Origin of the sequence: Salipaludibacillus sp. CF4.18 (genome assembly GCF_051262595.1) — a bacterium.
In the GTDB taxonomy this organism is placed as follows: Bacteria; Bacillota; Bacilli; order Bacillales; family Salisediminibacteriaceae; genus Salipaludibacillus; species Salipaludibacillus neizhouensis.
This window is the reverse complement of sequence record NZ_JBIMEV010000009.1, coordinates 115,659-130,794: the sequence shown is the minus strand read 5'-3', so window position 1 is coordinate 130,794 and position 15,136 is coordinate 115,659. Positions and strand designations below refer to the sequence as shown.

The following is a 15,136-nucleotide window of genomic DNA, read 5'->3' as shown; positions in this document are numbered from 1 at the left end:
CATATATAAAGGTAGTTTACGTAGACAGCCTTTCTAAATGAGTGGTGTTTATTCGCTATTCCAAGCCAAAAAACCATAAGGGTCACTAAACCTGCTTTATAAAAAATGTTGTTTGGAAGAATCCGCGAGACTCCTGTGGAAGAATGATCCATGCGAGACCCCGCAGAGCGTTCGTTTGCTCGAGGAGGCTCGCGGATCATCCACGGAAAGCGAGCGGTAATTCTTCCAAACAACCTTGCTTGATAACAAAAGCAACAAAAGACTACGATACAGTTTTTCTTATGGATGAAAATGAACGAGTCCTCCTGATGATTTTACGATTCTGCTTGGATGATTCAGAAGTTCTTTTTCTTCAAGTTTTTTCATTCCTATTTCTTTTGCTTCATTATCGCTTGTTGCCTCTAAAGTTTCGTTTACTAGGTGTTCTCCAGCCTTACTAAATGCAGTTAAATAGTATTTAGACATTAAACTCCCACCCTTCAATAAAATCATATAATACATATCCCTTTTTTACCAGTATTGAAAACGCTCTATAAACCTAGTTTCTATTTGAAAATAGCTCGTTGGTTGCCTTCAATAAAATTTGGTATCTGCTATCTCCATTGAAAATAACCTCCTTTCGAGTAGCATCTACACGCAAATACGTAGGTGCTACTCGGGGGTGGCGAAAGAACACGCTGTATTTAACAAAAGACGCTACGCGTTTTTCTTAGTCACAATTTGGGCTCCGGGTGAATAAACTGGGCAAAGAAGGAGGAGATTGAATGAGTACCCATAAAGATATGAGACAGCATTGCGAAGAACACATGCATCGTTATGTGCAGGTAACGACGAATGATAACCGATCATTTGATGGTATCGTTGAGTGCGTAGATGAAGAAAACTTGTATTTGGCAGTTCCAAATGGTGGAGGAGAAATAGCGGGAGGACCTCATGATTCAGCTGGCCAAGGCTTCGGTTATGGTTATTTTGACCAGGCAGATGAGAGACAGTTTTTCCCTGGGTATGGAGGTTATGGATATCCATATTATACACCGTATCCACAACCATATTATCCTTACTACAGACCACGAAGGTTTCAACGACTAATACTGCCTTTAGCTGCTTTAACAGCACTATCTGTGTTACCGTACTACTGGTAATTGTTAGAATGTTTTTTCTAGAGATTTTGCTTTTATATACAAGGGCCTCGAATCTGATCTAGGCGGCGCCTTTCCACAGGCAACGCTTCAGCGCCACCCCGGACAGAGGCTTTATATCGGGCTTTTTCAGATGGCGTTTTTCTATACTGTGTATGGGACGAAGTTTCTGTCGCTTATATACCACCCCTTTTAGAGGGATCAAGAAAGTGTATATTACTTTTTTGATCCCTCTTAATGATTTTAATACGAACATTTATTCTTATTATGATATAATTTTAGATAGAAAGGAGGAATATACATGGTTCGATTTATACATAGTGCGGATTTGCATTTAGGACGGTCGTTGAAAGCTTCATCTAATATGACGGATCCATTTATATATATGGCTTCACAAGCCACATACCATTCATTTGAGAAGCTTGTAACAGTTGCTATCAGTAAAAAGGTGGATTTTTTTCTAGTAAGCGGAGATATTTACGATGAGGAACAGCGATCAATAAAAGGTCAGTGGTTTTTCCGAAAACAAGCACTTCGACTTCAAAAAGAAAGTATTCCATTGTATATAATTCATGGTAATCATGATCCACTAGTACATAAGGATAACCTTATAAGCATGCCGGAGAATGTTCATATTTTTTCATCAAAGGTATCAAGTATGTTTTTGAAAACGGAAGCAAAGGAAGAAGTGTATATTTATGGCTTCAGTTATCCTCAGGTCGCTTACACGGAAAACCCTGTTCCCCTATATCAAAAAGAACGTAATAACGAGGCGTATCACATCGGTATGCTTCATGGTCAGGAAAGTGGACAGCTTGGACACGATCCATATGCCCCATTTACCGTCAGTAGTTTACTGGAGAAAGAATTTGATTATTGGGCATTAGGCCATGTTCACAAACGAGAGGTACTGACTGATAATCCACCTGTCGTTTATCCTGGGAATGTCCAAGGTTGCCATCGAAAGGAATCAGGTCCAAAGGGTGCCTATCTCGTAGAAATAACTAAAAAAGAGACTTCTCTTTCATTTATTGAAACTGCCCCAATTGCCTGGATGGAAATCCGTGTGTCTATTAATGGACTGCTTACGGTTGATGAACTGATTGATGAGGTTGGTGAGAGAATTCAGGCTCTTGAGGATACTAGAGCGTATATACTTTCTCTCGTAATTGATGGAAAAGGAAAACTCCATAAGCTATTAGGGAACTCAGAAAAAAGGAAAGAGTTATTCGAGCTTTTGATAGAAGAGTATTCTACTAATGATATGTCAATTGAAAAGTTACTCATTCAAACAAAATCAATTATCGACAAAGAAAGATGGCGTAATCAGGAACATCTTATTGGAGATATTATTCGAACGAATGAGGCTTTAACAGCAGATAACAGCGAAGTGAAGGAGCGGTTAGCAACTCTTTATGATCATCGGCATATACGCAAATATTTAGAAGATCTATCCGATAAAGAGCAGCAGAAATTAGCAGAGGAAGCAGAGAATATCCTGTTAACGACATTAATAGGGGAGGAAGAAGCTCTGTGAAAATATTAAAGATACATATTTATGGATACGGGAAATTGGTAGACCAAGAGTGGAACTTGGAAGATGAAATGTTTTCGCTGTTTTATGGTGAAAATGAATCAGGAAAATCAACACTGATGGCCTTCCTATTAGCTGTTTTCTTTGGGTTTCCTTCTAAAAAAGAGAATCAGTATATACCCAGAAATTCAAATAATTATGGGGGATCTATTCTTATAAGAGATCTCGACCAAAGGGAAATATTCATCGAAAGAACTTCAGGAAAGTATCAAAAAGGAATCGTTCATATACAGTTTCCAGATGGCAGCACGGGAAGTGAACATGAACTGAATCAACTGTTAAAAGGTTTGGACTCCAATACATTTAAAGGAATTTTTCATTTTGGGTTAGATGGTCTTCAAGGGATAAATGAACTAGACCCGCAGCATTTAAATCAATACTTATATGATGCTAGTATGACGGGGGCTTCAGAATTAGCGAAGTTGGAAAAACAACTTGAGCTTGAAAAAAATCGTTTATTTAAAAAAAGAGGGGTTAAACCTGAAATTAATGCTCTCACACAAGAGTTAAGCGAATTAGAAAAGAAAATAATCAAATGGGAAGAACGATTGGATCAATATGAATGTTTACAACAATCCATTCAGGTAAAAGAAGCAGCATTACTTGAACAAAAAGAAGAAAAAAAGAGAATTCAGGAGCAGTTACGTTGGTTGGACAAACGTATAACACTAAACCCGATTATAAGTGAATGGCATGCATACAGACAGGAAGGGAAAGACGAGGAAAATCTAGGTTTCCCTGTTGATGGGGTAAGGCGTCTTGAAGGACTAAATGAGAAAATACAAGAAGCTGACGTGAGGCTGTCAGTAGAGAAAGACCGATTAGCTGAATTAACAGATAAAAAGGAAATCTCAACGAAGGAATTATGTAACGACGAGAGTATTCGTGAAATGAAAGACCTAGAAAAACATCATGTGTTTTATTCCAATTTGCTTGAGGATGCAAAATCACTTTCAGTGCAAAAAGAGGAACTGTATTCTTATCAGAGAGTAATTGAAGAAGAATGGCCGACCATAGATAAACAGACTTTTGAAAAGGCTCAATACGATCCATATATGTTAGAACAATACGATGACATGAAAGAAAAATGGAGTCGCTTAAGGACAACAGAAGATAGACTGATTGACGAAGAGAAAAAGAAAAAACAAGAATTAAATTTTACCGAACAACAATGGCAAATGGAAAGTGATAGTCTTTTATCAGATGAAATGCTTGAAAGATATAAGAAGCTTGAAAATAACGAAGATCAAAATTTTCAGGCAAAAGAGAAGGAACTTAAAAGGGAACAATTAAAATGGATAAAGGAAGAATGTAAAAGAAAGGAAGCCATAGGAAAAAGAAATAAAAGACTGTTTACAACCGGCGCTATTTTAACAATGTTAGCAGCGATAGCTACAACCATAAATGGGGAGTACATATTGTCTGTTTTCTTTTTTGTTGCAACAATACCGCTTGTTTTAGGGTTACGAAAGCCCCTGATAGATCGTTCTTTATTGGAACAAGTTGCACATCTTGAAAATGAGATCGAAATAATACAAGAGCAAGAAAGTACGACCTCAATAAATAATAGTTTCACCATAGATGTTTCACGACAATTAAATGAACATCATGAAAATCTTCGTAAAGTTAATGATTTGGGTACAAAAATGTTATTTATTAAGAAGCAATTAGAAGATTGGACACAAAGTTGGATGGATTTGCAAGACGAGTGGAGGAGTCTTGAAAGAGATATAAAGGAATGGAGTGAGGCGGCAAAACTCCCGGAAGGAAATGACATTTTATTTTACGGTAAGTTTCTCGATTCACTGAAAATATGGTATCAAAAAGCGAGAGAGATTGCAGATATAAGGAAAAAAGAACAGGGAATTTTAAATCAGATTAGCAAGTTCGAAGAGAGAGTAATGGAAATAGCAAAGACATTTTCCTTGTCGGAGAAAGCTTCGATGCCGTCCTTGTACAGAGAGATTTTAGTGATACTTGAGAATCAACAACAATGGAAAGAAACTAGTTTACGTGAAGAAGAAAAACTAGTGTCACTAAACGATGTAATAAGTGAATTAGAAAAAGAAAAACATCTATATGTTGCAAAAGTAGATAGCTTACTATATCAAGCTCATGTTGATACTGAAGAAGCTTTTCGGGAAAAAGGTATGAAAGCTGAGCTATACAATATAAACAAATCAAAAGAGAAAGAACTCTGGGTTCAAATAGTTACCATAGTACCTGATGAGTCTAAAAGAGTACCTTTAATAGAAGATATTATTCACCGTGACAGAGATGATAATGAAGAACAAAAAGTCTTGAGTGAAGACGTAACACGTATTGATCAGGAAACGAATCAATTGCATGCTGATTTGTCTTACCAGATAAACGAGTTAAAATATCTTGAAGAAGATGGAACCTATGAGGAACAAAAACAAAAATACACGATGATCAAACAAAAGTTAAATGACTATGCGAAGGAATGGGTCGTATTAGAGACCGGCGCAATGATGATTGAAAAAGTAAAAGATATTTATGAAAAAGAACGACAACCTAAAGTGTTAAAAAAGGCACAAGACTTTTTTAGCAGACTAACGTCAGAAGAATATACTTATTTATTTGCTCCTATAGGTGAAAAACGATTTGTAGTTGAAAGAAATGACGGTCAGCGATTTGAACCGACACAACTTAGCAGAGGGACCTGTGAAATGCTTTATTTATCTATTCGATTAGGACTTGCTCTTGAAGATAGTTCAAGAGAGCAATTCCCGCTGTTTTTAGATGAAACATTTGTTAATATGGATAAACAAAGAAGGATAAACGTCTGGAGTTTATTAGAAGAAATATCAATAGAACGTCAAATTTTTTATTTTTCTTGTCATGAACATATATTAAACGAAATAAATGATTATAAAGCTCCCGGTTTTTTACAGGCATTCAATTAAGTTTATACCGAGTCTTGTCTACGCAGTACTTGAATGTAAGCCCTTTTAATAAAAGGAATCTTTTGGTAAAGTTAGCTGTATACCCTATAAAGCGGATAGGACGAAGTTGGAGGTTATCCTATTGAAGGATAAAACGGAACAATGGAAATTATTTGAGAATATTAAAGATGAATTTGTTCAAAGTATTGCAAAAAACATGTCACTGTATGGAATTACACCGTCAGTAGGCAGAGTTTACGGCAGTTTATATTTCGCTGAAGAACCGATGACGCTGGACGATTTAAGGGAAGCTGTAGGCATGAGTAAAACAAGTATGAGTACTGGAGTTCGCTCCCTAGCTGATATGCAAATGGTACAACCTGTTTTCAGAAGAGGCGTAAGGAAAGATTTATACAGTACGGAGCCTGATTGGCACAAATCATTTATGACACTTTTTACACAAAAGTGGAAAAAGGCGACGGAAACAAATGTGGAAGAAGCCGAGGATACGATCGAAAAACTACAACAATTATTATCCAATACGACAGATCATGATCTTAGTACTGAAATTCAACAAGCGGTTTTTAAAATAGAAGCTGCGGAAGAATATTACGATTGGTTACTTCGATTTGTGGATGTCATGGAATCAGGTGAAATTTATAATTTAGTACCGAAAAAAAAGAAGTAGAAATAGGGTGACCCAAAGGTTTGGGTCATTCTTACAAGACATCCTTTTCTTACTAGGAACTATTGATGCTCCTGCATGCAGACCATATGTGCACATAGTTCCTTACAAAGAACTTTCATTTACATATTTCTCTTAATTCTATGTAAAAATGTCGAAGTATTTCATTTTTAGCCTATTTTGTATTAAAATAAGAAGAAAGACTAACGTAAAAAATGAAGGATGATGGCTATGAATGAGTTTTCAGTTTACTTAGTAGAGGATGAGCAAAATTTAGGGGAAGTCATCAAAGCATATATGGAAAAAGAAGGTTGGTCTGTAAAACACTTCACCGATGGTAAGGAAGCTCACACTTATGTACAAGAACATGAGCCGCCACATATATGGGTTTTAGATATTATGTTGCCTGGTATGGATGGTTATCAATTATTGAAAGCTATAAAAAGCGAGGCAGATACTCCGGTTATCTTTATATCCGCCCGAGATAAAGATTTAGATAGAGTTCTAGGGTTAGAACTGGGAAGTGATGACTATTTGGCAAAACCGTTTTTACCTGAGGAACTAATTATCCGTGCCAAAAAATTACTTCATCGCGTGTATCCACCTGAAGTTAGGGAAGAGGATGCTCTTGAGATAAACGGATATACGATTGATCCTAAATCTCGAACAGTTCATGATGGACAAGATCCGATAGAACTTACTACAAAGGAAATGGATCTTGTAATACTCCTAACGTCCAATTTAGGGAATGCATTGTCCCGTGAATCTATCATCGAGTACGTATGGGGATCAGATTACTTCGGTTCTGAACGTGCAGTAGATGATGTAGTTAGAAGAGTACGAAAAAAACTTTCAAGAATTCATGTAGAAACTTTATATGGCTATGGGTATAGGGTTCTATCCTCATGATTCGGTTAAATTTAACTCAACGAATTTGGTTCTCGTTCATTTCTATTCTTTTGTTAGTAGCTCTGTTAATAGGAATCATATATCCAATCTCTTTGAAGAGCGCACTGACAGAAGAGACTTATAGAATTATTGAGCAAGAACAAACTCGTTCTGCGAACCCACAGGGTGAGCATTTAGTTCCTCCGCAATCAGAGATTGATTTTATTGAAAGAAGAGATGCGGAAAGGTCTGTAGGGCATTTGTCTCTGATGAATGAATTTGGAACGTATGTGGGAGACCCAGTTCCCAGTGAAGTTTTAAGAGAAATGGGAGAACGGGCTCAAAATCAAATGACTCGTAAGGGACGGTACGAACTTACTTATAATGGCGCAACTCTTTTCTATGTAGTATTTAAAGTTTATACAACTGAGGGGGAAGCATATTATATTTCTCACATGTGGGATACATACCGTGACCAGATGGTTAGCCGACTATGGGGAAGATTAAGTTACATTATGCTTTTTGCTAGTTTAATGAGCCTCGTACCTGCATTTTGGCTTAAATACTATTTGAAACAACCGCTAACAAGTTTAGGTGCTCATTTCGAACAAATTGCTGAACGGAATTGGAAGGAGCCTTTTCATTGGGAAGGTGATGAAGATTTCGAAAAATTATCTAATCAATTTGAAAAAATGAGACAAAATCTTATCAAATATGATGCTGTTCAAAAAACATTTATTCAGCATGCATCTCATGAACTAAAAACACCTATTATGGTAATTAAAAGCTATGCAAAGTCTGTCAAAGATGGCATTCTTCCACGCGACGATATTGAACATACGATGGATGTGATCATCGAAGAGTCGAATCGCATGGAAAAAAGGGTTAAAGATATGCTCTATTATACTAAGTTAGATTCATTAAATGGAGCTCCAGTGGAAAATGATTACTTTCCATTTGGTTCTATCGCTTATCTGGTAGAAGAAAGATTTCGTTTAGCAAGAGAGGAAGTAGCTATTTCCGTAGAAGGTGGGGCTGTAAAGCTAAAAGGTGATAAAGAGCTTTTAACTGTACTATTGGAAAACTTAGTTGAAAATGCTCTTCGCTATGCGGTGGATGCTATTAAGATTTCGGCGAAGGAAGTGAAAAACGGGGACATTCATATTCAAGTATGGAATAATGGTGAAAATATACCCGTTACTGAACTTGAACATATTTTCACTCCATTTCGGAAAGGAAACAAAGGTCAATTTGGTCTTGGTTTAGCAATTGTTAAAAGAATATGCGAACTGCATAATGGATATCCAAAAGTTGAAAATAAGGAAGATGGCGTATTATTTACAACGGTGTTTCCACGACACGAACAATCTTCTAAACCCACATAAATCTATTCCTTCGTGACTGAAGGGATAGGTTTTTTAGTTTTCGTCGAACAAAGAGACTCGAATCCGCTCTAGGCGGATGCTTTCGTAATAGCACTAACAGTGGCTAGAATTTACCCTTTGATATCCAATGACACAATACCTGAATATCGAACGTATGTCAGTACCTTTTGATGTGATATAATTGAAGAAATAAAGATTATTTGGAGGCGAGGAGCAGAAATGAGAAAAGGAATACACCACCATAAAGTCGGAGAATCGGTAGATGCTTACTTGTTAATAAAGACTGGAAAGAAAGGAATAGCCAGTAACGGAAAACCTTTTTTAAATCTTCAGTTGACAGATAAAACAGGCGAGTTAGAAGCAAAATTATGGGGAATCTCCAGGGAAGATGAAGCTACTTTTGTAAGTGGTTCAATCGTACATATACAAGGAGAAGTTCAGGATTTCCGAGGAATGAGACAACTTAAAATAAAAACAATCCGACCAACAACGGGCATGGATCAAGTAAAACCTGATGATTTCCTTCCATCGGCACCACGAAACAAAGACGAAATGCTAGAAGAAGTCACACAGTATATATTTGATATGAAAAATGCAAAAATACAACGCTTAACAAGACATTTATTTAAAAAACATCAGAAAGAATTTGCTGTGTCCCCAGCGGCTACGAAAAACCATCATGAATTTGTTTCCGGTCTCTTGTATCACGTAGTATCGATGTTGCAGCTATCGAAAAACATTGCATCGCTTTACCCAACCTTAGATACAGATTTACTTTATGCAGGCGTGATCCTTCATGATATGGCGAAGGTGAGAGAGCTATCTGGTCCTATGGGAACCCAGTATACGACTCCGGGAAAACTTATTGGTCATATTTCTATGATGGTCACTGAAATTGATGAAGCAGCAAAAGAACTAGCGATTGAAGGGGAAGAAGTATTAGTTTTACAACATATGGTTTTATCTCATCACTCTAAAGGGGAATGGGGAAGTCCTAAGCCGCCACTTATCCGTGAGGCGGAGATGTTGCATATGATTGATAATATAGATGCAAAGATGAACATGATGGATCGCGTATTGGACCGTGTCATCCCTGGGGAATTCTCAGAACGTGCTTTTGCCTTGGAAAACCGCTCCTTCTACAAACCAACCTTTCATGAACCTCCTATAGATTTATAAGAAAAACGCGTAGCGTCTTTTCTTAAATACATCGTTATCTTTCGCCACCATCATTTAAGTATCAAGGGTGGGTTTCCCTTGATACTTGTGGCGTAAAGATAGCTGTCAATTTTATAAATTCTTATCTTATAAAAAAGTAAGGTGTCCAATTATTTATTGGACACCTTTTTTACAAGAATTTATAAAATTAGTAGCTACCTACACGCCACCCACCCTCCTATAGTAGCACCTAAACTCTATACGTAGGTGCTAATGGTGCGGTGGAAGCTGACGCTGAATTTTGCAAAAGACGACTATGCCGTTTTTCTAAGAAATTATGACTTAGTTATCTCTTTAACAGGACTTAACTCAAGTACGTGATTACTGGCAAGAATATCATCTATCACTTCTGATCTAAAAAGGTCATAACAGCTTGAGTGTAACCATTCTTTCCACGTCAATGTACGGCAATCCTGCCAAACTTGTTCCCAATGAGCTAATAAAAAAGATTCTACACGATCATGGACAATAGGAAAATATACGAGAGACGATTTTGTCTCTATTTCTTCGATTTTATTCATTACTGTTCGAACAAGATATTCTTGAAATTCACCATATTCCATATTAGATAGTTTTTTCTGGTGCATGCTAAATCCCCCATTACGTGTTTAATATTTAACTAACATATTCCCATCCTAGATAACTCCCAAACATTTAGATAATATGTATGAAGAAAACTAGGAGTCATATCAAAAATATTGAAAAAGGGCACCGGAAAAGTAAAAAGTAAACCTTTTTCCAGTACCCTTATCAAAGTTATTACTCCTTGAATGGTCAGCAGTTATTATTCTCTTTCTGAATACATAGCCTAGCGCTTACTAATTTAGCATACGTAAGCAGAACCTACGATGATCAATAAAATAAATAATACAACAATTAATGTAAACCCGCTTGTGGAAGGAACAGGTGCAACGCTACTCATGATTACTTCATCCTTTCTCATTATTAATTGGGAAGGAGTGAGTCCCTTACTTACTCTATATGTACAGTAACCTAAAAATGCTCTAGGCGGATCTGAATTTTTTGGGTGTAAGAAATGTATATGACCGTTGTCAAGCTAGTTACGTGCTCTTGTAAGGACTTAAAAGATATGTCTGTAGCTATGAGGCTTTTAAGCGCGTTAACTGCGAAAAGCATTCCCAAGGAGCAAATTCAAGTACAGTCTTGTTCTCATTAAAACAAGCGTGAATAATAACAAAGCTAATAAAAAGATGTATATCTGAAAAAATAAGACATACACCTAATTTTTATGAGATCACAGCTATGATAAAATTATTGCTCAAAAAGATCTTCAAATTGCTCATCAAATACTTCTATGTCCACAGTCTCTAACAACTCTTGTTGCTTCTCATTCATTCTGTGAAGCTTGCGATCATTATAAGCGGAACGCAGTTGTTCTTTGACTTCTTCAAAGTCATCCTCAAATGGTGTCCTGTTAAGTACTTCAATTATATGAAAGCCGAACTGACTTTGCACAGGTTCACTAACTTCGTTGACATCTAAATAAAAAGCCGTACCCTCAAAAGGAGGTGACATTGTACCTCTTCTAAAACTACCTATATGTCCACCATCTTCACGGGATGCAGGGTCTATAGAATATTCTAGAGCAAGTTCACCAAAATCCACCCCATCAGCCAATTTGAGGTGTACCTCCTCAGCTTTCTCAAGGTTTTCGACTAAAATATGACGTGCCTCTACTTCTTCGCCCTGCTCATACTCCTTCAGAAGTTCATCATCATTTACCTCACCGATATCTCCAATGTGATGTTGCATGACTAGATGGTTAATAACCCGTTTGTTTAAATCATCTTCACCAGAAATTCCTTGCATTTTCATCATCTCGAAGAATTGTTCATCGTTTGTTGCACCTAAGTTATCTTTTAGGAAGTTAATTTCTTCCTCTATTTCAGTGTCTCCAATTTCAAGACGTTTTGCTTCAGATTCTATAATTTTATCTAAAACCAGGGATTGAAGGACATTTTCACCGTGTTGATCTCTTAAAGCACGATTAAATTCTTTTTCCGATATATCACCAGATGAAGTTGCGACGATTAATTCTTCAGTATTTTGAATTTCAGTATTTTCTTCAGATTCCAAGGAATTAGACTCATTGGAACAAGCAGAGAGCATAGTTATGCTAGAAATTATTGATGTAAGGATATATTTTTTCACTTTTTCAACTCCTGAATATTTCTAATTTAAAATGTAAAATTCTGAGTTATATCACGTATAAATATAGCATATCGAGTATGGATATGGTATCTCATTTTCCCTCGGATAAATATTTACTAATTAAGATTTTTCGAAAAATCGTGACAAACGTCCATACACAAATGACTCGCTTTAATAAGATGTATGGAAAGTTAAAACAAGGAGGAATGAACATGTCACATTCATATCAATCTGGATTTGCTCTGTTAGTTGTATTGTTTATCTTATTAGTGATTATTGGAGCATCGTGGGCGTATTAAGATATCCGTAAGAGTATAATTAATTTGGTGAAGGTATGATGCACCTGTATAATCATAGTGATTACGCTTCTCTAATTATGCTATTTATTCTACAGGAACAGTTGTATAAAATAACTATTTCCTTATTACTGGATACGATTGTAGAATTAACACTTAAGAAAACCGAAAAAAAACCAAGCAAAGATGCTTTGCTTGGTTTTTCTCTGGTAAAGTTAAGTTAAAAAGATCCTAAAGAAAGAAGAAGTAATTAATATGGTAATGAGTACATTAATCGTTCGAAATACTTTTCCTTGTTTTTCCTCGGGTATTTCTTTTTGTATACATAACGAGTTTGTCATTGAATTAATCATAAACAAATAAAGCGTTGCAAAAAGAAAGAAAGGTAAATACATCATCTAGTAACCCCCAGTAAAGATAGACTCCTATTCTACTTTATCAAACCGTTCCCTAAAATCCTAGTTATTTGTCTGATGAAAAGGGGAACATAATGTAAATAAGAACTCATCTTGAATTCATGTCTATATTGTATCAAACTTTTCGGTAGACGGGAAATGAACAGGTAGAAAGCTTGGAATAATAAGTGTACAAAATAAAAATAAAGGAGGAACTAATGACAACGAATCAAAGATCAAACCCTTGGAAAATAGCATTTATTAGCCTGATAATAATATTAGTTTCAGCTTTAACACTAGGTATTATTTGGATAAATCAAACTTTTAATTCGGCAACAAATGAATCATTTATTCCCCCAGTGGTTAAAAGCTCTTCAGGTCCTCAATTTACCATTTCTACAACGAAAGAGGATGCGAATTATTGGTTGCAACAAGAATTGATGGAAGAAGAAGGAGATTACGAAATAGTCATTGAAGACAAAATTCGGATGGAGACGAATTTCAAAGCCTTTGGCGTGAACGTTCCGATTCAGATGGAACTTGCACCTAGAGTTACAGAAGAAGGGAATCTAGAGCTTATAGAGGATTCGTTCCAAGTAGGAGGATTTCATTTACCGTCTGAACAAGTTTTTCAATTAATTGATACTAACGTTGAACTTCCTTCTTGGATTCAGGTGGTTCCTGGGGAGCAGAGGTTTCACGTAAACCTTCGAAATGGAGTATCAGAAGAAGTAGATATCAAAGTAATCTCTTTTGATTTGGATAGCGATGATATCAAGCTGGAAATAACACTTCTAGAAGAAGAGGGATAACAAGTATTGCAATCCATTAACATCTAGAGCAAAAGAGCAAGTATACTATTTTTGAAAAGGAGATGGCTTTATAAGCCATCCCTTTAAAGTTAGGCCTTATCCTTTAAAGGAGGACAGAGTATATAGAAACCATCGCGATGCTCTTCTATTAATGATTGTTTTGGTGCAGTACTGATATGTTTAAAGTTTAAGAAGTCATATACACAAATACCAATATTTAATGCAGACATCATTGCAATGTAATGCACGAATTGAGGAAAAAGAATGGCACTTACTGTTGATAGCAAAGTCAGAATAAAAGCTGGAGATCCTATCGAAAGAAGACTCATCTGCTTAGATAATGGTGCTTTCGCTGAATAAAAAAAATAAGGCCATTGATTTTTTCTGAATCCGAATGTTGCCTTTCTACCAATCAACCAAATAGGCAGACAATGCAAGAATAAATGTATGGGAAGTACAATTATTAATAAAACAATAAAGGAAATAGCACCAAGATCTACTAGGGGTGCTGTCGTTAAAAATGTTCTAAAAATCATAAAGAAAATTAAAAAATAACCGAGCATAACAATGGAAGACAAGAACCATAATCGTGCTATTCCAAATTCACTTTCTACTGAGACTGTTTTTAAGCACTTCATTTGTCCACCTCCTGCAACATTCAACAAAACTATCTTCACTTAAAAATTTAGATTACTATTTGCAATCAAGCACTATAGTAACTTACGATGAATTGCTAAATAAATCAAGGGTTTTTATAAAATAAATTCAAAATTACTTTCGACATAAATTGAGAGAAGCGATTTAAATACACAAACAATTGAAAAAAACAAAAAAAGAGTACGTCCATTCGATGATGGAGCACTCTTTTACATAACTATAAAAGTAAATAAAAGGACGGACCAAACAGTTAGAAAAATCATCTAGTCAATTCAATTACTGTGATGTAGCCTTTTTTGAATTGGGCGTTAACTTACCATTTTCTTCGTTGAAATCCTCGTCAAATTTAGTAAGAGACTTTTCAAATATAGTAATAAATTCAGGTCCGTAAATATGTTTAACGATACTCATTAACTCAGAAAATTCCGGGAACTTGCCATATAAATCTTTTATAGGCAATGAGCCACTATATACACCGTAAGTATGCGGGTTATATGATTCAAAAGTCTCCAGTAGTAACTCTTCACCTTTAGGAGTTAAATAAACATAAGTATTTCGTTTGTCAGTTTGGCGCTTGGAAAAAGATAGTAATCCTCGTTCTTCCAGTTTTTTTGAGAAGTTAAAGGCCGTAGATACATGCATGACACCAAATTTGGCAATATCCGATATAGAGGCGCCCTCTAGATTAAATACGAGCCATAAAATGTGGTGTTCGTTGATATTTAAATCAAAAGGTTTAATCCATGTTTGCCAATCTTTTTCAATAGATTTCCATAAAGCTTTGCTTAGTTGAGCAATCTTATGGCTAAACATGATTGATTGCTTCATAGACAATTGTGTTTCGTCCATGTTCTCCCTCCATTCAAATAAATACTTTATTTTTGTTATTTTCAAAAGATTCATTATTTTTTTAGGAAAATGATATTATCATCATAACATAATATTTGATTCTTTCTCAATATCATTTCTGTATTTTCAGAAAAATGCAT

General features: G+C 35.8%; 16 protein-coding genes. 9 read left to right on the top strand and 7 right to left on the bottom strand.

Annotated features, from left to right (window positions below):
• Positions 1-279 precede the first annotated feature (279 nt).
• Complete coding sequence (locus ACHABW_RS08605; RefSeq protein WP_435754925.1) at positions 280-465, bottom strand: YhzD family protein; 186 nt, start codon at positions 463-465, stop codon at positions 280-282.
• A 299-nt stretch (positions 466-764) separates the two neighbouring features.
• Here ACHABW_RS08605 and ACHABW_RS08600 point away from each other — a divergent pair, with 299 nt between their 5' ends.
• The 7 genes from ACHABW_RS08600 (at position 765) to yhaM (ending at position 9,776) form a co-directional block, all read left to right on the top strand.
• Positions 765-1,142: a hypothetical protein gene (locus tag ACHABW_RS08600; protein ID WP_435754924.1), complete on the top strand. Its 378-nt coding sequence runs from the start codon at positions 765-767 to the stop codon at positions 1,140-1,142.
• Between the two features lie 298 nt (positions 1,143-1,440).
• Positions 1,441-2,676, top strand: a complete 1,236-nt coding sequence (locus ACHABW_RS08595) for a metallophosphoesterase family protein (protein ID WP_435754923.1) — start codon at positions 1,441-1,443, stop codon at positions 2,674-2,676.
• Positions 2,673-5,660 carry an AAA family ATPase gene (locus tag ACHABW_RS08590; RefSeq protein WP_435754922.1) on the top strand — a complete coding sequence of 996 codons (2,988 nt, stop codon included), beginning with the start codon at positions 2,673-2,675 and terminating at the stop codon, positions 5,658-5,660. Before ACHABW_RS08595 ends, ACHABW_RS08590 begins: the two co-directional genes overlap by 4 nt.
• Positions 5,661-5,781: 121 nt before the next feature.
• A complete protein-coding gene (locus ACHABW_RS08585) occupies positions 5,782-6,327 on the top strand; it encodes a GbsR/MarR family transcriptional regulator (RefSeq protein WP_435754921.1) in 546 nt (181 codons plus the stop codon).
• Positions 6,328-6,555: 228 nt separating this feature from the next.
• A complete protein-coding gene (locus tag ACHABW_RS08580; RefSeq protein WP_110936833.1) occupies positions 6,556-7,233 on the top strand; it encodes a response regulator transcription factor in 678 nt (225 codons plus the stop codon).
• On the top strand, positions 7,230-8,597 hold the full coding sequence (locus ACHABW_RS08575) for a sensor histidine kinase (RefSeq protein WP_435754920.1): 1,368 nt from the start codon (positions 7,230-7,232) through the stop codon (positions 8,595-8,597). Before ACHABW_RS08580 ends, ACHABW_RS08575 begins: the two co-directional genes overlap by 4 nt.
• Before the next feature lie 219 nt (positions 8,598-8,816).
• Positions 8,817-9,776, top strand: a complete 960-nt coding sequence (gene yhaM / locus ACHABW_RS08570) for a 3'-5' exoribonuclease YhaM (protein WP_435754919.1) — start codon at positions 8,817-8,819, stop codon at positions 9,774-9,776.
• A 314-nt stretch (positions 9,777-10,090) separates the two neighbouring features.
• Here the strand turns inward: yhaM and ACHABW_RS08565 are convergent, their stop codons facing one another.
• The 3 genes from ACHABW_RS08565 to ACHABW_RS08555 all read right to left on the bottom strand — a co-directional run bounded on the left by ACHABW_RS08565 (position 10,091) and on the right by ACHABW_RS08555 (position 11,987).
• Positions 10,091-10,402 (bottom strand): hypothetical protein, encoded by a 312-nt coding sequence (locus tag ACHABW_RS08565; RefSeq protein WP_435754918.1) that lies wholly within the window; start codon positions 10,400-10,402, stop codon positions 10,091-10,093.
• Positions 10,403-10,638: 236 nt separating this feature from the next.
• Positions 10,639-10,737, bottom strand: a complete 99-nt coding sequence (locus ACHABW_RS08560; protein WP_110936829.1) for a YjcZ family sporulation protein — start codon at positions 10,735-10,737, stop codon at positions 10,639-10,641.
• 350 nt (positions 10,738-11,087) lie between these two features.
• Positions 11,088-11,987: a peptidylprolyl isomerase gene (locus ACHABW_RS08555; protein WP_435754917.1), complete on the bottom strand. Its 900-nt coding sequence runs from the start codon at positions 11,985-11,987 to the stop codon at positions 11,088-11,090.
• Between the two features lie 206 nt (positions 11,988-12,193).
• Here ACHABW_RS08555 and ACHABW_RS08550 point away from each other — a divergent pair, with 206 nt between their 5' ends.
• A complete protein-coding gene (locus ACHABW_RS08550; RefSeq protein WP_110937690.1) occupies positions 12,194-12,286 on the top strand; it encodes a YjcZ family sporulation protein in 93 nt (30 codons plus the stop codon).
• Between the two features lie 212 nt (positions 12,287-12,498).
• Here the strand turns inward: ACHABW_RS08550 and ACHABW_RS08545 are convergent, their stop codons facing one another.
• Positions 12,499-12,678 carry a hypothetical protein gene (locus ACHABW_RS08545; protein ID WP_110937689.1) on the bottom strand — a complete coding sequence of 60 codons (180 nt, stop codon included), beginning with the start codon at positions 12,676-12,678 and terminating at the stop codon, positions 12,499-12,501.
• Between the two features lie 218 nt (positions 12,679-12,896).
• Between ACHABW_RS08545 and ACHABW_RS08540 the strand changes: the two genes are divergently transcribed.
• Positions 12,897-13,490, top strand: a complete 594-nt coding sequence (locus ACHABW_RS08540; RefSeq protein WP_435754916.1) for a YpmS family protein — start codon at positions 12,897-12,899, stop codon at positions 13,488-13,490.
• Between the two features lie 89 nt (positions 13,491-13,579).
• On the opposite strand, the gene ACHABW_RS08535 is transcribed toward ACHABW_RS08540, so the two are convergent.
• Entirely contained in the window at positions 13,580-14,128 is a 549-nt protein-coding gene (locus ACHABW_RS08535; RefSeq protein WP_435754915.1) for a DUF3267 domain-containing protein, read from the bottom strand.
• 295 nt (positions 14,129-14,423) lie between these two features.
• Positions 14,424-14,996, bottom strand: a complete 573-nt coding sequence (locus tag ACHABW_RS08530; protein WP_435754914.1) for an HTH-type transcriptional regulator Hpr — start codon at positions 14,994-14,996, stop codon at positions 14,424-14,426.
• Positions 14,997-15,136: the final 140 nt, after the last annotated feature.